This is a genomic window from Fructobacillus durionis (genome assembly GCF_900112405.1).
GTDB classification, from domain to species: domain Bacteria; phylum Bacillota; class Bacilli; order Lactobacillales; family Lactobacillaceae; genus Fructobacillus; species Fructobacillus durionis.
This window is the reverse complement of record NZ_FOLI01000002.1, coordinates 90,902-107,673: the sequence shown is the minus strand read 5'-3', so window position 1 is coordinate 107,673 and position 16,772 is coordinate 90,902. Positions and strand designations below refer to the sequence as shown.

15 protein-coding genes and 1 tRNA gene are annotated in these 16,772 nt (G+C 46.0%); 3 read left to right on the top strand and 13 right to left on the bottom strand.

Annotated elements, in window-relative coordinates:
• Positions 1-88: 88 nt before the first annotated feature.
• Both BMZ93_RS03155 and BMZ93_RS03150 read left to right on the top strand, forming a co-directional pair.
• Positions 89-172, top strand: a tRNA-Leu gene (locus BMZ93_RS03155).
• 180 nt (positions 173-352) lie between these two features.
• Positions 353-1,147 carry a sulfite exporter TauE/SafE family protein gene (locus BMZ93_RS03150; RefSeq protein WP_091502148.1) on the top strand — a complete coding sequence of 265 codons (795 nt, stop codon included), beginning with the start codon at positions 353-355 and terminating at the stop codon, positions 1,145-1,147.
• Positions 1,148-1,183: 36 nt separating this feature from the next.
• Here BMZ93_RS03150 and asp3 read toward each other — a convergent pair whose 3' ends face one another.
• From asp3 to BMZ93_RS03115, 7 genes are all read right to left on the bottom strand, one after another.
• Positions 1,184-2,497: an accessory Sec system protein Asp3 gene (gene asp3, locus BMZ93_RS03145; protein WP_091502146.1), complete on the bottom strand. Its 1,314-nt coding sequence runs from the start codon at positions 2,495-2,497 to the stop codon at positions 1,184-1,186.
• Positions 2,498-4,036 carry an accessory Sec system protein Asp2 gene (gene asp2 / locus BMZ93_RS03140; protein WP_091502144.1) on the bottom strand — a complete coding sequence of 513 codons (1,539 nt, stop codon included), beginning with the start codon at positions 4,034-4,036 and terminating at the stop codon, positions 2,498-2,500.
• Between the two features lie 29 nt (positions 4,037-4,065).
• Positions 4,066-5,484, bottom strand: a complete 1,419-nt coding sequence (gene asp1, locus BMZ93_RS03135) for an accessory Sec system glycosyltransferase Asp1 (protein ID WP_091502142.1) — start codon at positions 5,482-5,484, stop codon at positions 4,066-4,068.
• Positions 5,485-5,523: 39 nt separating this feature from the next.
• The gene (locus BMZ93_RS03130; protein ID WP_091502140.1) at positions 5,524-6,357 is read right to left on the bottom strand and encodes a hypothetical protein; all 834 of its coding nucleotides are present in this window, start codon (positions 6,355-6,357) and stop codon (positions 5,524-5,526) included.
• A complete protein-coding gene (locus BMZ93_RS03125; RefSeq protein WP_091502138.1) occupies positions 6,347-7,816 on the bottom strand; it encodes a glycosyltransferase in 1,470 nt (489 codons plus the stop codon). The genes BMZ93_RS03130 and BMZ93_RS03125 overlap by 11 nt, the downstream gene beginning before the upstream one ends.
• Before the next feature lie 34 nt (positions 7,817-7,850).
• Positions 7,851-8,840, bottom strand: a complete 990-nt coding sequence (pta, locus tag BMZ93_RS03120; RefSeq protein WP_091502136.1) for a phosphate acetyltransferase — start codon at positions 8,838-8,840, stop codon at positions 7,851-7,853.
• Between the two features lie 63 nt (positions 8,841-8,903).
• Positions 8,904-9,578, bottom strand: coding sequence for a uracil-DNA glycosylase (locus BMZ93_RS03115; RefSeq protein WP_091502134.1), 675 nt, complete (start codon positions 9,576-9,578; stop codon positions 8,904-8,906).
• A gap of 79 nt (positions 9,579-9,657) precedes the next feature.
• Between BMZ93_RS03115 and BMZ93_RS03110 the strand changes: the two genes are divergently transcribed.
• On the top strand, positions 9,658-10,392 hold the full coding sequence (locus tag BMZ93_RS03110; protein ID WP_091502132.1) for a hypothetical protein: 735 nt from the start codon (positions 9,658-9,660) through the stop codon (positions 10,390-10,392).
• A 35-nt stretch (positions 10,393-10,427) separates the two neighbouring features.
• On the opposite strand, the gene cls is transcribed toward BMZ93_RS03110, so the two are convergent.
• The 6 genes from cls to rimM are packed head-to-tail and all read right to left on the bottom strand — an operon-like array spanning position 10,428 to position 16,751.
• Positions 10,428-11,882, bottom strand: a complete 1,455-nt coding sequence (gene cls / locus BMZ93_RS03105) for a cardiolipin synthase (RefSeq protein WP_091502129.1) — start codon at positions 11,880-11,882, stop codon at positions 10,428-10,430.
• Positions 11,883-11,916: 34 nt separating this feature from the next.
• Positions 11,917-12,450 (bottom strand): adenine phosphoribosyltransferase, encoded by a 534-nt coding sequence (locus BMZ93_RS03100; RefSeq protein ID WP_091502126.1) that lies wholly within the window; start codon positions 12,448-12,450, stop codon positions 11,917-11,919.
• 18 nt (positions 12,451-12,468) lie between these two features.
• Positions 12,469-14,520 (bottom strand): single-stranded-DNA-specific exonuclease RecJ, encoded by a 2,052-nt coding sequence (gene recJ / locus BMZ93_RS03095; RefSeq protein WP_091502124.1) that lies wholly within the window; start codon positions 14,518-14,520, stop codon positions 12,469-12,471.
• Positions 14,513-15,463, bottom strand: coding sequence for a ribonuclease Z (gene rnz / locus BMZ93_RS03090; RefSeq protein WP_091502122.1), 951 nt, complete (start codon positions 15,461-15,463; stop codon positions 14,513-14,515). The genes recJ and rnz overlap by 8 nt, the downstream gene beginning before the upstream one ends.
• Positions 15,464-15,489: 26 nt before the next feature.
• Entirely contained in the window at positions 15,490-16,233 is a 744-nt protein-coding gene (trmD, locus tag BMZ93_RS03085; RefSeq protein ID WP_091502120.1) for a tRNA (guanosine(37)-N1)-methyltransferase TrmD, read from the bottom strand.
• Positions 16,233-16,751, bottom strand: a complete 519-nt coding sequence (gene rimM / locus BMZ93_RS03080) for a ribosome maturation factor RimM (RefSeq protein WP_091502118.1) — start codon at positions 16,749-16,751, stop codon at positions 16,233-16,235. The genes trmD and rimM overlap by 1 nt, the downstream gene beginning before the upstream one ends.
• Between the last annotated feature and the right edge of the window lie 21 nt (positions 16,752-16,772).

The window sequence follows — 16,772 nt, the reverse complement described above, 5'->3', positions numbered from 1 at the left end:
AATAAGATGAATTTTCATAATTGATTCGAATTCGCCACTTTTGCTTGTCAGAGACTTTCACAAAGGATATAATAATGATTGTTTTATTGCCGATGTGGCGGAACTGGCAGACGCGTACCGTTCAGGTCGGTATGGAGTTATCTCCGTGCAGGTTCGATTCCTGTCATCGGCATTAATTAACAAAAAGCACTCACAACCGTGAGTGCTTTTTTATTTCAAAACTTAATCTTTCATTAAAGGTTGATGAACTTTCTTGCGCCCCATTTTAATCAAGACTATACTTAAATATGTTATTTAGAACTTTTCTCAAGCGTTATTTAATAAATTCAAAGATTACACGAGGTATTTATCGATGGCTGACTATTGGCAGCATTTTCTCTTTCTACTTCCAATGGGAATACTAGCTGGTATTGTTTCAACAACTGCCGGATTAGCTTCACTTGTTTCCTATCCCGCCCTACTAGCGGTTGGTATTCCACCACTTTTTGCAAACGTGACGAACACGGCAGCCCTGGTTATGACAGGCCTCGGTGCAACTGTTTCTTCCCGTAAGGACATTGGCGAGCATAAAAAGGAACTCTTTCAAATCCTACCACTCACCCTTGGTGGATCCATCATCGGTGCCTGGTTGCTACTTGCCGCACCCGCTTCAACCTTTGAAAAAGCCGTTCCTTTTTTTGTTCTGTTAGCCGGCCTACTCTTGATGTCACAGGTCAATAAATCCAAAACAGCAGAAACAAACTTAACTCGTGACGATTCAATCGAGAACGATAGCCATCATCCGGTTTACAAAGTCGTCGTTTCCATCGGTATCTTACTCGTTGGTATGTACTGTGGGTACTTCGGTGCTGCTGGAGGTGTCCTATTATTGGCCATCCTGTCAGCAACAACCACAATGCCCTTCTCTTCATACAACGCCTTGAAGAACCTGTCACTGGGTGCTGCGAACTTAATTGCCACCGTCATCTACATGTTCTCTTCGCACATCTACTGGGCCTTCGTCATTCCAATGGGCATCGGACTCTTCATTGGTGGCTGGATTGGTCCCCACATCGTCAAAATTATTCCTGAAAAGATTCTTAAAATACTGATTTCCTTAGCCGCTATCGGACTGGCAATCAACCTATTCATGGAAGCTTACTTTTAACCATAAAAAAAGAGACACCCGTTGGGGTGTCTTTTTTTATGAACGATTTTTGGTGAAAAAGTCTTGTAGAAGCTGACTAGAAGATGGTTTTTCCTTCATTTCCTCAGCCCGCTCTAACTGGCGCTTACGGAAACCGTGACCTCGTTTAAAGAATGTTTTCTTCGTTGGCGCTTTCTTTTCTTCTTTTGCAGCCGCCTTTTTCTCCTGCACAGCGCGAATATTGGCTGAACCCAATTCTGTGGTTGATTGACCGGCAGCCTGCTTCTTATCCTGCTTAGCACGTAGCTTTTCGGCCTTCTCGGCTTGCACATGGGCAGCGTGTTCTTCTGCTTTTCGCTTCTTCTCAGCCTTCTTATCAAGCGGCCAATCTAAATATTCCAAAGAAGCAAGGAGCTCGCCTTTTGCAGCCAGTGCTTGTACTGGTGCATCGTTGGCAAGTAATGACGGTTGCGTTAAAAGCCCGTCTTCACTAGTGCGTTCTTCTTCAATCTTTTTTGGAAGTGACTCCAGAAAAGTCGCTAACCCCGGTGACCGACGGTTATAGCCAGCCGGAAGAGCCAACTCCTCCTTTGTTGGGATAACAGCTGTTGAACCATTCACTGCCTTTCGGTAGAGTAAGGCGGTTAAGGAAGAAATAGGTCCATAACCAATGAATTCAATGTTCTTAGCCCTTACTGCCTTCTTAGCCTGTCGGATGTAATCGAGTGCCTTTTCATCATAGTAAGACTGGCAGTGCATTAAGTCAGTGGCTAAGAACAAAACGGCCTGTGGCGAAGACTGAATATCTTTGATTGGATAATCCATCGTTCGGAAACGGGGTTCGGATAGAACAACCCGTAGTGTTTTTGACACAATTTTTTCAGGAAGATCCAAATAGGCTGTTAGATGATCAGTTAAAGCATGGTCACCGTCGACCAGCACACCATCAACCGCTTTGGACAACTGAATTTCGTGAAAAACAAAGGAACCAACACCGGCAGAGAGTAAATCTAAGCGGTAACTAGCGTAATGGTTAGGAACGACAAAGGTATCCTCATCCCCGTTTTGGTAGTGCTGATCAATCAATTTCCCCTTCTCATCATAGAAGCGCCAGGATAAGTAGGCATGCATTTTATCGGAGTTTTCAATAAAACGCTTTGCCCTGTATTCTTTCCCGGCCTCTAACTGGGGCAATTCCCCAATCGCTTTGTTTTGAAAGTAGTTATCCGAATCAGTCCAAGAAGCAATGACTTTTCCAGAAGGCAAAAAATGATTTTGATAGTGTACTTCGTCCTCTTTTACAAAATCAATGACCGCCCCTTGTAATTCATGTAGCATCGTCTGGGGTTGCCAGTAAATTTGAGTTTGCATTTATCTGAACCCTCCCATTTGCTGCTGTGCTTGCTTTTCAATTGACTTCTGAATGAAGTCAATCATGACCGCAATTTTTTCTTCATGGCGGCCAGGAACCTCGACGTGGTGTAGCTGAGCCTGTTTCTCTTTCAAATAGTCTAACAGCTGAGGGAATGATTCCCCATCATACTCGTCTTGCTGCATTGTATATAAATCGACATGTGTCTTTGGCCAGTTTAACTGATCAAGAGCTGACCACAACTTTCGATTCAAGGCACCAGTATCACGTTCGTCTAAACGCCCAGTCAAAACCTGTCGAACATCAATTGGCCAATCATGGTTAATTCCCTGGTGGGCAAAGCTGCCCTTGGCAGTAAAGCTTCCCAAGTTAATAATTGGTTTTGCAATAACCAAATGACGGCTTTTCATTTTACCAGCATAGTACATGGCTGGATAAGAACCCATTGAATAACCGGTGAAAATTGTATTTTCAGCCTCCTGACCCAGACTTAACTCCGCTTCAGAAATACGTGCCATGACCAATTGTTCAAATTCTTCATTTCCAACCATAAAGGCCCCACCCTGTGCCCGTGTATCGGTAAAGAGTAGGTATGGGTAACCAAGTTCATCTAAGGGGCCCATCATTTCAAAGCCTTCCACGTGCAAACGGGTGCCTGCAAAGGCAACCACGAGCGGCCCCTTCTTACAGCCTGGATTGAAGTAGGAATGAATTTCCTGCCCATCAGCTGTCAGGAATCGTTCGCCACCAGGAATGAAGTATCCAACCCCATGACGAGACTTACGCTGGTGTAAGTTACGAAGTGTTAGGCTCCCAATCCCCTTAGCGAGTACCATAATTTGGTAATCTTGATAATCCTTTGGTGCACGGACCATGGGAAGTTTTCGAGCATCCGGATTTTGAAAAAGCTTTAACTGTTGCAAACCACCGTTTTGAAAGAAGACAAAGGACAGTGCTAATTCCACGCTACCGGTCGTTGAATAGTCAGCGTAGAGAAGGTTCTCCTGACTAGGCTGAAAGTCCCCCGGAAAAGTCTTTAAAGTCGCAATCTGTTGGAAACTATCGCCAAAGTCACCAGAAACCGTCGTTTCAAAACGCCCCGCTCGGCGCCAGTGCCAAGCGTAATTGTTTTCTGGCAGAAGCTGATTTTCTGAAAAACGAGTCGCAAAACCAGCCTGCCCTTGGTAGAAGTCTCTTAAAATCTTCTCGGCCACGGATTCCGCTGTCTGCTCGCTCAACGAAAAGGCCCGGCGTTCCACTAGGGCCTTTTGAATCGTTGGGGTAAAGTCTTTTAGTTCACCTAGGTAGAGAACCCGATAGGCCGGCCACTCCTGAATCTGCCGCGCTAAAACAGCCGAATCCAAAATGGAGTCCGTTAACAAAACATAATTAAAAGGCAAGCTCTTTGGACTTTTTTGACGAGCCAGCAAAACCGGGAGGTCAATGTTTTGGCAAAATGTCCAATCCAGTGGATAGTCAGCCACCTGATTAGTCCAATCAGTTCCCCCAATTTGTAAAATTGACATAGTTTGTGTCATGGCTACTCCTTAAAGCAAAATAGAATGCTTTATTTTTTTAAACGCAACCGCCACTGCTCATCTAAGACTGCAGAAGATAGATTGGCTTGTTGCTGAATTAGTTGTTCTTGGGCTTGCTGCCAGCCGCTAGCTGTCAATAGGTCGCTTACTTTCGCAGCCAACTCTTCTGGTTCAACCGAATCAAATCCATCCAGCAGTGAGTAGGCGGTTTTAACAGCTGTAAAAGTTGGCAAAGCCAGGGCTACCGTCTCTGCAACCGCCTCTAAGTCAGGCTGCTGTGACAAATCAACGTATAGCGAGCTAGTTAACAAGTACTGCAAACGGCTCTTCTCTGACTGTTCACCTAAGAGGACGAAGTGTGCCTTGGCTTCTGCTAAGAGCTGTTCATTAGCTGCTGACATCACTTGCTTTTCGATAGCTTCTTCAAGAAGTGCTGGGAAAGTCGCCGGAACGTTGACCCCCTCAAAAATCACGGTCCGATTTTCATCATCACTAAAGAGCTGAACGGCCTGCTGAATCAAAGCGCTTTGCTTTGAAAAATCTAAGTCACCAATTTTAACGTACAAAACCGTTTGGTTCTTCCGTTGAACAACTTCTTTTCCTTGAACAGGATAGGGCGCAATTAAAGCACTTGAGTCAAACTCTTCCTCGGCTGTAGTACTTTGTTGGCTCACTAAAAGCTCTACTTCAGCCGATAACGACTGCCAATTATCCTGCAAATTTGACGCCGTCTCCTGTCCAGACCACAAGAAAAGCCGGTTAAAGCCAACTTGTTTGGCAATCTGGTAGTTTAATTCTGAATTAGCAATCAAGCCTTCCTGGTAATGGTGTGCCTTCAGATAGGCAACCGTCAGTTCTTGAACTAAATCAGATATTTTTGGATAGGAGACTTTACGGCCATCAGGTAAAATGGCTTGCACTTGACCCGTCAAGCAATCTTGTGCAGCAACTACTGCACCTGACTGTGATAGATAGGAGGCCTTCGTTAGTTGTCCCTCTTCGTAGTCTAAAACCCGTGAAATAAAGCCTCGGTCATCAACCGTCAACTGCTGGCTCAACTTGCCCTTTTTCAACAAATCAATGCGATCAATTTGGTCAGCTTTAGGATAGGTGAAAAAGACCGTTCCATAGATTGACGTACCCGAAAGGACGACAATTCGATCAAACATTCGAACAAACTGCGCATCCTTTGGCCAGGTTAAGTCTTCCAGCTGCATAGGTCGTCTTTCTTGCACGCTTACCTTTTGTAGGGCGTCAAAAGCCGACCAATATGGTATATCAACCAAACCTAACTGCTGCCGCATTGACTGCCACTTTGGCAAATAAGTTGGCAAAACTAAAAAAGGCTCGGTTTGTGATGCAACCTGCTTGATCAATGCGTTTAATTGTTTATCTTCTTGACCAATCTGAAAATTATTTGGCCAACCAGGAATGACAGCAAATGACACGACGAATCCTCTTTCACTACTATGTACGCCCGTACGGGCTTAAAAATTTGTTACTTTCAATTTGTATAAAGGCAATCCAAGCCGTTCAGCCATTTTGTAATCATCGGCTGATACCCTGACTTCATCAATTGGATAACTCGGGTTCTCCAATATCATTTGAACCTCTGCATCGACGGACTCATTCTCATCGAATAGCCCCTGTGGTAAAGTCAGAACGGCCTTCTTGGCAATCGTGCCCAAACTACCGATTTTGGTAATTTCAACTTCACTCTCACCCTCAATCTTCGCAAAGTAATCCTGTTGAGCTGCCTCATAACTAGGATAACTAGTACCAAAGACACGTGAAAAATTACGCCGACCCAGGAAGTAAAAGTCAGACAAAACCGCCAACCCATGTCCGAAATAAAATTCAGATTCCAGCAATTCACCTCGGTTAAAATACTGCCGGGCAAAGAGTTGACCATTTCGCCGGTAGATGTCCTTTCGACTCACGTGGCCATCTTGGTCAAGCCAGGCAATGGCTTGCACCAGGTAATGACTATTTGAAAATAAGACAACGTTGGCAATCCGCTGTCCCGCAGAAGAAAAATTAACGGCACCCTCCTCATCTAAATTAATTTGTCCTTGATTTGGAACATTAATATTAAAGAGAAAGCGACCGTCACCATCAGGTACAGATTCTAAGGACTCCCGACTAGCCATATCAAAAACTTGACTATCCTTTAACCCCAGTGTACGGCAGATAGTTTTAGCATCCTCATGGGGATTTAACAAGAAAAGACAGTCTGCCTGCCCCTTCCGGACCTGGTTAATTTGCCAAGCGACTGAAGGTTCCGCACGCTTATCAAGTGATTCAATCAACTCAATTTTCATGAAGGTCCTCCAATAACTTTTGCCAAGACTTTGTTACCGCTTCTTTCAGGTAACCCTGCGCTGTTAAACCAGCGCCCTGACTTAATTGTTCTAACTGACTCTCGGCCTTAATAATCGCTGAGACCAGAGCGTCGACGCTCTCAGGGATTTGATTGTCATCAACCGAGAAGGGGGCTAAATAACCATTATAACCATCTGAGACCAATTCCTGAGCTCCGTATTCATTGGCATAAGAGATAATTGGTAATCGCTGACTAAGCGCCTCCAAATAGGTCAAACCGAAGCCCTCAGAATAGGAAGCCGACACATATAGGTCAAACGTTTCTAAATCAGTCGCTAGGTTCTGTGAAAGCCCAGCAAGGTGTACGTTTTGCTCGAGCCCTTGCTCTTGTATCAGTTGTTCTAAAGCCTTTTTTTCTTGGCCGGAACCATAAATCGTTAAATCAGCTTGGACCCCTGCTCGCCGCAACGCAGCAACAGCTAGAATAATCTGGTCAATATGCTTTTCCTGGTGTAAGCGAGAAGCCGTCACCAAACGTAGTGTTCTATCAGAATCAACCGAACTTTTCGCGCCATCCCGAACCTGCTTCACAAAGCCAACAGGAACAGCATGCACCTTCGCCTTTTCTGAAACATCGTAACCAAGCAATCCTAAATCCGACTGCAAAGCCACCTGCTGATGGCGAGTTGCAACCACCACCGCATCGTAAGCAGAAATATGGTTGGCTAAATACTGGTAAAACTGGTTGAAAACAATTCGATTCCCGATGTTTGCTAAGCGGTGGTTGGCGTGAACAACAGCAACCAATTGATCATGCTGGTGCTGCTTTCGGTTGGCCACAAGATACTCATCATAATCTAAGCCCCGGTCAAAGAAATAACGGGCTGGTCCAAAATGTTCCTGCAAGTTATCCATGAAAAAGGCCAAAAGCTGGTAAAAGTTTTGAAAGTAATAGTCTTTTCCCTGGAAATTTTCCAAGAAGATAGCCGTCATTTCCCGAGTTTCATCTACCAGACGGTATGACCAAGATAAGCGCCGTTTCCCGGAAGTCAGCACCACTTGCGCGTCAGACACAATGTACAACTGTTTCTTCTCGTTAAAGACTTTTTCCTTCATTCGCCGAATGATATAACCGGACGTTGCCTGTTCAATAACAACCCGGTTGGTTTTACTAAAGTCAGAAAGAACCGTTTGGTCATAGGACTCTTGTTCCGATTCAGTCAAACCCTCTTCCAGGTATTTTTCTGGATCAGCGGCCATTAAATAATCATAGAGATTAATGACATCTGATTCTGCTAAATGCCACTCCCGCATGTGCTCATGCAGTTTTGGGAGTAGATCTGAATAGACTAGTTTAACTGGCTGATGCAAGTCCGAAAAAGCTTGCTGCCGGTAGAATTGGGCGTGTTCAACCCCTGAGTTTCCATGCCCTAATCCTTTATTTAAAAAGAAGTTCATCTGGTCCTCCAAAGTATGCTACCGGCAACGTTCATTACTTTTGGTTCTGAAACTGGATTGCGGTGATAATCGCCACCTTATAGACATCCTCTTCTGAACAACCACGTGACAAGTCAGAGACAGGTTTTGCTAATCCCTGCAAGATTGGTCCCATTGCCTCAAAACCACCCAGACGCTGTGCAATCTTATAACCAATGTTACCCGCTTCCAAACTTGGGAACACAAAGACGTTCGCATGACCAGCCACTGCTGAACCAGGCGCCTTGGCCTTGGCAACAGAAGGAACAAAGGCAGCATCAAACTGCAATTCACCATCGATGTCATCAGCAAGTTCAGGGGCCATTTCCTTAGCCATTTGAGTAGCTTCCACAACCTTCTCAACCATTTCACCCTTGGCAGAGCCCTTTGTTGAAAATGAAAGCATGGCAATCTTTGGGTCGACCCCAAAGGCCTTAGCCGTTTGGGCTGATTGAATGGCCACTTGCGCCATCGTTGGGGCGTCAAGCTCGATGTTAATGGCGCAGTCTGCAAAGACATAGCGCTGCTCACCCTTTTGCAAGAAGAAAGAACCAGAAATTCGGCGTGAACCAGGTGCTGTCTTAATCAATTGCAAAGCTGGTCGAACCGTATCACCCGTTGGATGAACGGCTCCGGAAACCATTCCATCCGCCTGCCCCATTTGAACCATCATGGTTCCAAAATAGTTCACGTCCGTTAACCATTTCTTGGCAGTGCTTGCGTCTGTCTTTCCATTCCGACGTTCAACCAGAGCTTCCACCATGGCAGACTGGTCAGCAGCACTTTGCTTTTCCGGATCAACCACTTGGACTTTGCTTAAATCATAGCCAGCCGTTTCGGCAGTTTCTTGAATAGCGGCTGTATCGCCCAATAAAATTGGTTGGATAAGTTCTTCATCGGCTAAACGAATCGCAGCGCCCTGGATACGAACGTCTTCTCCTTCAGGAAAAACAAGGCGAATGTTTTCGTCTTGAATCTTTTCTTTTAGTTCATCAAATAGTGACATGATGGCTCTCCTCAAAAAAGTAATTACTTAATTAAATTATAGCAAAGTCCCTTTAAAAAGAAGTCATTCCAACCAGTTAATTGGCGAAAGTAAAGACTTTTTTAAAAAGTCATTGGCTCGGCTAAATGGCTTGGAACCAAAAAAGCCACGGTAAGCTGACAAAGGGCTTGGATGGGCCGATTGAATGATACAGTGGCGACTCGTATCAATCAACTTGGCCTTCTTCTGTGCAAAGCTGCCCCAAAGGATAAAAACTTTTGGGCTGGGATCATCGGATGCTAACTGAATGGTTGCATCGGTGAGCGTTTCCCAGATTTGTCCCTGATGGGCGTTAGCCTGTGAGTCCTTAACAGTTAAAACGGCGTTTAAGAGTAGAACACCCTGTTTTGCCCAGGGGGTCAGGTCTTGGTGCAAACGAACGGCACCAAGGTCATCATCCAGCTCCTTTAAAATGTTACGGAGTGATGGTGGCGTCTTCATACCATCTGGAACAGAGAAGGAAAGGCCCTGCGCCTGTCCTGGTTGGTGGTAGGGATCTTGGCCTAGGATAATGACTTTGGTCTTTTCTAAGGGTGTTTCCTGATAGGCGTAAAAAACGCGCTGACGCGCTGGATACGTCGGCGTTTCTTCGTTATAAATCCGATTCAAAAAAGCAGTCGCCCGCTCCTCATAGTTGTCTGGCAGGAGCTGTCCGAGCCCCTGGTCCCAAGTTGAATCCGTTAAGTGAAATGTCGCCATGGTATACTAACTCCTAGAAATAACCTTTCTTTCTACTTTACCAGAGGTAGATTATGAATCAATATCAGGGAGATTAAAAATGTTAGATTCCACACGGCTAGCCGAGTTAAAAGAACGCTATGCAAGACGGACAAAACAGTTAAGGCAAATCCAAGCAGTTGAACACACCCTCAACGCCTTGGAAAAGCAAGCAATCCCTGACCAACCGCTGCCTCCCTTGCTATACAGTGAAAGACAATTACTCCGCGATCCCAGCCTTCTCCCCCTTGACGAAGCCATGTCTGAGTTACGGGAAACAGTGATTAACAAGTACGGCATTTGGTTCTTGTTAAATAAAGAGTTTCTAAAGGACCTTGCCACATGGTTAGACGGCCGTCCCCTTATCGAATTGGCCGCTGGCAACGCAGCCATTTCTTCTGGACTGCATGCCCTCGGTCAACAGGCTATTCCAATTGACAAACTCGACTGGGCTGGACAAGACGTTGAAAAGGCTGAGCCTTGGACCCCCATTAAAAAGCAGGATGCCTTGGAAGCTGTGAAGGAAGCCATTCAATCCGTCCAATCCGGACAGACGGATATCCTCCCTGTTTTTCTACTCGCCTGGTCGCCCAATGGTCTAACCTTTGATTTTGAAATACTAAAGGCATTAAGGGCTTCTGGCCTTTCTTTCGACTTCATTGTCATCGGCGAAAAGGGTCCATCAACTAATTCTCAAGCTTTCTGGGATGAGGCACAACTTACCCTTCCTGCCGAATTAAACGCCCACTACCAGGCCTTTGATGCCTTCAATGATAAAATCTACCTAGCCAAATAAAAGCACAAAAAAAGAGCCATTCGGCTCTTTTTTCTTTATAAAATCGGTGCTAATAACCGTGAAAATACTTGTTTAAAGCGCAACCAACGGCTTTGTGCAGCAAAGCTATCCACCGTTTGTTCCGTTGAACACTCAATGTCCTTTTCGTATTGCGCAGCTAACTGTTGAGCAATCTCCTTATCGTAGAGAAAGGCATTAGCCTCAAAGTTTAACTTAAAGGAACGAAAATCAAAGTTAGCCGAACCAACTGATGAAAGTTGGTCATCGACAACCATTGTCTTAGCGTGTAAGAAACCGTTGTTGTAGCAATAGACTTTAATACCGTCCTTCACCAGCTGGGAAGCAAAGTACTGAGTCGCCCGGTAAACAAACATGTGGTCCGGCATACAGGGAATCATGATTCGAACGTCAACACCCGAATTAGCAGCAATTCGCAAGGCATCAATCGTCGAATCGTCCGGAATCAAATAGGGTGTTTGAATCCAACAACGCTTCTTAGCTAGCTGAATCAAACGAATGTAGCCCATCTTGATTTGTTCATCGTCCGAATCTGGTCCCGAAGTCACAATTTGTAAATCAGCATTACCCAGTTTATAATCTGGCAATTCGGGGAAATAGTGCTCTTCCGATACATGCATGGGCTTTGTTAAGGCCGACGCGTTCCAATCAAGCAGGAAGTGTGCTTGCAGATAGTAAACACCTGAACCCACCATTTTCAAGTGAGTGTCGCGCCAATGGCCAAACTTCTTTTTCCGACCCAGATACTGGTCGCCGATGTTAAAGCCACCAACGTAACCGACTTTCCCATCAATGACGGCAATTTTACGGTGATCTCGGAAGTTCAGCTGGAAGTTCACGATGTTAAAGCGACGCTTCAAGAAGGGAACAGCATGTCCACCAACCGCCCGCAAGGGTGCAAAGAAGCGCAAAGTCGTACCGGTTGAACCCAGTGAATCGTACAAGACGTGTACTTCAACACCGGCCTTAGCCCGTTCCACTAGGATGTCTAGAATTTCATGACCAATTTCATCCGAATAAAAGGTATAAAATTCCAGGTTAATACTCGACTGGGCCTCACGAAGTGACCGCTTCAAGCGGTCAAAGAAATCCTGACCAGAAGTTAACAACCGAACCTGGTTATTGGTAGCCAAGGGCGTCTTATTAATCCGTTGGAAGAGCGTCACTAAGGATTGTGCGGAGCGAGGAAGCAAGGCGACTTTTTCGGGAACAGATGGCCCTGGCCCGTCCGCCATTCGCTTTCGAATGAGCTTTTCAATCTCCGATATATCCTGGTCTTGATACGCAAAAAGCTGCCTTTGGGGCAGCTTTCGACCAGCGAAAGAGTAAATCAGGAATCCGATAACCGGGATAAAAATCAGCACCAGGATCCAAGCCCAGGTGGCTGCGATATCCCGCGGTTCACGAAAGACAGTAATCAAGGCCAACAGGCCGTTGACAATAATGATAATGAACAACGCCCACCATAGCATCTGTCTTTCTTCTCCCTCTTATAACTCTCTTCTTTTAGTATTCCATCAAGGCCAAGAATGGTACCTGACCCGCTTGCATAATCTTGTCACGTCCATGCAAGTCTTTCAATTCGATGATGAAGGCCACACCGGCAACAACACCGCCAAGTTCTTCAACAATCTTACGAGTGGCATTAATCGTACCACCAGTTGCCAGCAAATCGTCAACAATTAACACACGTTGACCCGGCTTAATGGCATCTTCGTGAATTTCCAATTCGTTCACGCCACCGTATTCCAAAGTATAAGATGCTGAAACAGCCTTACGTGGCAACTTTCCCATCTTACGGGCTGGAACAAAGCCGATGCCCATGGCGTAGGCCAATGGTGAACCAACAATGAATCCACGTGATTCTGGTCCAGCAATCAAATCAACGTTCAAATCCTTAGCAAAGTCAACGATTTGGTCAATCGATTCCTTATAGGCTTCACCGTTTCCCATCAATGGTGAGATGTCACGGAAGATAACGCCTTCTTCTGGATAATCCTTTACGGAAGCAACGTAGTCATGTAAATCAATCTTATTCATATTATTCCTCACACCGGTCTAACCGGCAAAATAGCGTTGATATGTTATTGAATCAGTTAGTGCTCGTTTTTCGGTTTGCTTTAAGCAACGAATACGTCCTGTTTCCATTTTAACAAAACCAAGGTCCAAAAAAACCTGAATTATTAATTTAAATTCAATTTCTTGAATCGTCAAGTCGGTTAATACTTGACTCAAACCATCAACCACGTTTTCTTCTTGATGAACGTAAAGGTACTTATAAATTCTTGCAAAGTCGGCCTTTGTCGAAGAAAACTGTCCCTTTGATTGTGAATGGTTCTCTGTTTTGGCAGCTGTTGATGCCTGATGAGCTTCTTCCTGCTGCTCATTAGCGTCTGTTTTTTCATTTGAAAATTTCAAATCTTCCAACATTAACTGGAGTCGCGTTCGACCAGCAAAGGTGTTCACACCGACTTTTCCAGCCATGGTTGCTTCGCGCTTACCTTCAGATTCCTGAACCAGGTCTGGATCATTAAATGCCAGCGCCTCAACAGGGCCGCGACCACCGTTAAAGCTAATTTTCAAGTGCTTCTTTTCAGCCCCCAAAGGCTGAACGTTGGTTAGCCAAACGTTTTTTAAACCAATAACCGGTTGCTCATTATCCTGACCAAAGGGCTCCAAACGAGTCGTTTGATCATAGAAATCTTTGGTCACCATCGAAGGGTCCATCAAGAGGTTAACGGCCAGCGGTTCCTCTTCAAAAGTCAAAGTAGAACCAGCAGCCAAAACGCGTTGACGCACCTTTTCAAGCTTATCTTCCTCAATGGCAATTCCTAAAGCACCGGCGTGCCCTCCAAAGGAAGCATAGTCGTCTTGAAATTCGGATAGGAAAGCATGTAAGTCAAAGTCGCCGTAAGAACGGCCAGACCCCTTATAGAGGCCATCCACCTTGGTCATGACGACAACCGGCTTGGCAACCACATCGGTTAAACGGGCCGCGGCAATTCCAAGCACACCCTGATGCCAATCTTCACCGGCAATCAGTAGAACGGGCTGCTTTTTTTGCTCCTCTGACAAAGCCTGAACCTTGGCCTCCTCAAAGACTCGGTCAGCTAACTCACGGCGTTGGTTGTTAATCTCTTCAACCAGCTTAGCCAGTTCCTTTGCCTTGTCCTCATCCTTGGTCCGTAAGAGATCGAGCCCAAGGCTACCATCCCCCAACCGGCCAATGGCATTTAGGCGGGGCGCAATCTTGAAGCCAACCGTTTCGGACAATACGGGCGCATCTTTCGCATGCTTGGCAGACTTCAGAAGGGCTTTTAAGCCCGGACGAGGGTTCTGCTCAATTTCTTTGAGACCCCAGGTCACAAAGGCCCGGTTTTCATCAGTCAACGACACCACGTCGGCGATGGCACCCATGGCCACCAGGTCAAAGAATTCCGTTGGCAAGTCGGCTAGACTTTCAGCGGGCATCCCGTCTTGCAGAACGGCCTGGGCGACTTTGAAGGCCACGCCAGCACCGGACAAGTCGTTGAAGGGATACTTCCCTTCAGGATGACGGGGGTGGATAACTGCCACTGCGTCAGGTAGTTCATCGGGTAGAGCGTGGTGGTCTGTTACGACAACGTCAACGCCCTGACTCTTGGCCCAAGCAATCGGTTCCTTACCGGAAACACCGTTGTCAACGGTAATGATTAGGCTAGCGCCTGTCTCATCAATTAATCGCTCATAGGCAGCCTGGTTGGGACCATATCCATCGGTAAAACGGTTTGGAATATAAGGGACAACATCAGCACCAAGGGAGGTCAAAGCCTCCGTCATGATGGTGGTTGAGGTTAAGCCATCGACGTCGTAATCGCCGTAAACTAGGATGGTTTCACCTGAGAAAACGGCCTCTTGAATCCGTTCCACCGCCACATCCATCTGGTAAAAGTCGTTGGGGTCATGCAGCTGTTCAAAGGACGGATTCAAGAAGGCCTGTGCCGCCTTCACCGTATCAATTCCCTTTTGAACTAAAAAACCGGCAGTGACGGGGCCAAGGCCCAAACCGTCCTGTAAGATCCGACTCTTATTACTATCTGGTTGTGCAAGTACTTGCCACTTCCTAGTCATGCTGCTCCTTTTCAAATGGGACATTCACAATGTCCATGTCACGGGCGACATAGGTGTTAGCAAAGTTCTTATGTACGTCTGCGATAAATTTCTGTAAGAGTGGTCCGATATAACGGGCCGAAATGTGGGTCAAGATCAGCTTCTTAACGCCGGCCTTTTTAGCCAGGTTAGTAGCGTCTCTTGAAGTCGAATGACCGTGGGCACGGGCCATCTTTCCCTCTTCCTTTGACATACCATAGGTTGCCTCGTGTACTAAGACATCGGCATCCTTGGCCAGCGAATATTCAGCCTCAGCTGGCATGGTATCAAAGATAATGGTAATGACACGTCCAGGCTGTGCTGGACCGAGGTAGTCCTTCCCGTTCACGACGCGACCATCTTCCAAAGTAACCGTCTCACCATTCTTCAACTGACCGTAAACCGGTCCAGAAGGAATCTTGTCAGCCTTAACCTTCTCAATCAAGAGTTCACCAGGATGTGGCTTTTCTTCGACACGGAAACCCCAGGCCTCGATCCGGTGACGCAAAGGTTCTGCAATCACTTTGAAAGTTTCATCCTCAAAAATAACACCTTCTTCCAATTCCACGTAGTTAATTGGATAGGAAAGATGCGTTTCGGAAACTCGTAAAGCAGCCGTCACAAAAGATCGGACACCCTTTGGCCCGTAAATGGTCAAAGGCTCGTTCTTATCGGCTCCTTGAAAAGAACGGGAAGAAAGCAAGCCTGGCAACCCAAAGATATGATCACCGTGTAAGTGAGAAATAAAAATCTTTTCGATTTTTCGAGGACGAATTGTCGTCTTTAAAATTTGATGTTGTGTTGCTTCACCAACGTCAAAAAGCCAGACGGCGTTTCGCTCGTCTAGCAAACGGAGGGCAATGCTTGCAACATTGCGAAATTTTGATGGCTGACCAGATCCGGTCCCTAAGAATTCTAATTCCATCATTCTACCCCTCTGTTGGTCGTCGGTTACCCTTCGTCCAACTCTGTTTTAATATCATCCAGAAGGTCACGTTCCTCTTTCGTGAACTGACGTCCTTCTAGTAAGTCTGGGCGACGTAAGTAGGTCTTTTTCAACGACTCCTTCAAACGCCATTCTGCAATTTTTTGGTGGTTACCAGAAGTGAGCACTTCCGGCACCTTCATCCCGCGAAAGTCGGCAGGACGCGTATATTGGGGGTACTCCAGCAAACCATCCTGGAATGAGTCCCCAGTGGCTGACTCGCGGTTGCCCAAAACATCTGGTAAGAAGCGAACCGTAGCATCAATCATGACCATGGCTCCGAGTTCCCCACCGGTCAACACGTAGTCACCAAGTGATAGCTCTTCGTCTACCAAAGTCTTAATTCGCTCGTCGTAACCTTCGTAGTGGCCACAGACAAAGGTCAAATGGTCATAGGAAGCCAAGCGTTCCGCATCGGTGTGGTCAAACTTTTTTCCAGCTGGATCAAGCAAAACAACATGGCCAGCGGACTTCTTGTCATCGTTTTCTTTGATGGCTTCAATGGCATCAAACATTGGCTGTGCCATCAAAAGCATTCCTGCCCCACCGCCGAAGGGATAGTCATCCACGTTATTGTGCTTGTTGGTTGTGTAGTCACGAAAGTCTGTTACGGAAAATGACAGTGAACCACGGTCAATGGCCTTCCCAATAATGGACTCTTGCATTGGCGCAAACATGTTTGGAAAAAGTGAGAGCACGTCGATTTTCATTAGTCTAATAACCCTTCCAAAACGTCAATCGTAATGACTTTATCATCGATATTCACGTCTTTGACAACGTCAGCGATAACCGGAATCAAGGCATCGGCACCCTTTGGACGCTTCACAATCCAAACGTCGTTGGCACCGGTTTCCATGATTTCCTTCACAGTACCAATGACCTGTCCCTCTTCATCTTGAACGGTACAGTCAATGATGTCTGAATAATAGTACTCACCATCATCCAGGTCGTCACGGTCTGCTTCAGCTACGTAAAGGTCTTCGCCCTTATAAGCTTCTACCTCGTTAATGTTGGTAATCCCCTTAAAGGTAATCAACCACATTCCCTTGTGGACACGGGCTTTTTCAACCGTTTCCGCAATGTACTGGTTGTTTGACAAGCGGTAGACCGTTGCCCCTTTTGCAAAGCGTTCTTCAGCAAAGTCCGTAATGGCCTTCACTTTTAATTCCCCACGGATTCCGTGGGTATTCACAATGCTTCCAATTTTAAAATAATTTGTACTTTCCATACCGTCTATTATAGCAAATTA

Excerpts from the sequence above, each read along its gene's own strand:
- BMZ93_RS03150 (WP_091502148.1), top strand. The coding sequence starts at position 353 with ATGGCTGACTATTGGCAGCATTTTCTCTTTCTACTTCCAATGGGAATA.
- asp3 (WP_091502146.1), bottom strand. The coding sequence starts at position 2,497 with ATGCAAACTCAAATTTACTGGCAACCCCAGACGATGCTACATGAATTA.
- asp2 (WP_091502144.1), bottom strand. The coding sequence starts at position 4,036 with ATGACACAAACTATGTCAATTTTACAAATTGGGGGAACTGATTGGACT.
- BMZ93_RS03130 (WP_091502140.1), bottom strand. The coding sequence starts at position 6,357 with ATGAAAATTGAGTTGATTGAATCACTTGATAAGCGTGCGGAACCTTCA.
- BMZ93_RS03125 (WP_091502138.1), bottom strand. The coding sequence starts at position 7,816 with ATGAACTTCTTTTTAAATAAAGGATTAGGGCATGGAAACTCAGGGGTT.
- pta (WP_091502136.1), bottom strand. The coding sequence starts at position 8,840 with ATGTCACTATTTGATGAACTAAAAGAAAAGATTCAAGACGAAAACATT.
- BMZ93_RS03115 (WP_091502134.1), bottom strand. The coding sequence starts at position 9,578 with ATGGCGACATTTCACTTAACGGATTCAACTTGGGACCAGGGGCTCGGA.
- BMZ93_RS03110 (WP_091502132.1), top strand. The coding sequence starts at position 9,658 with ATGTTAGATTCCACACGGCTAGCCGAGTTAAAAGAACGCTATGCAAGA.
- cls (WP_091502129.1), bottom strand. The coding sequence starts at position 11,882 with ATGCTATGGTGGGCGTTGTTCATTATCATTATTGTCAACGGCCTGTTG.
- BMZ93_RS03100 (WP_091502126.1), bottom strand. The coding sequence starts at position 12,450 with ATGAATAAGATTGATTTACATGACTACGTTGCTTCCGTAAAGGATTAT.
- recJ (WP_091502124.1), bottom strand. The coding sequence starts at position 14,520 with ATGACTAGGAAGTGGCAAGTACTTGCACAACCAGATAGTAATAAGAGT.
- rnz (WP_091502122.1), bottom strand. The coding sequence starts at position 15,463 with ATGGAATTAGAATTCTTAGGGACCGGATCTGGTCAGCCATCAAAATTT.
- trmD (WP_091502120.1), bottom strand. The coding sequence starts at position 16,233 with ATGAAAATCGACGTGCTCTCACTTTTTCCAAACATGTTTGCGCCAATG.
- rimM (WP_091502118.1), bottom strand. The coding sequence starts at position 16,751 with ATGGAAAGTACAAATTATTTTAAAATTGGAAGCATTGTGAATACCCAC.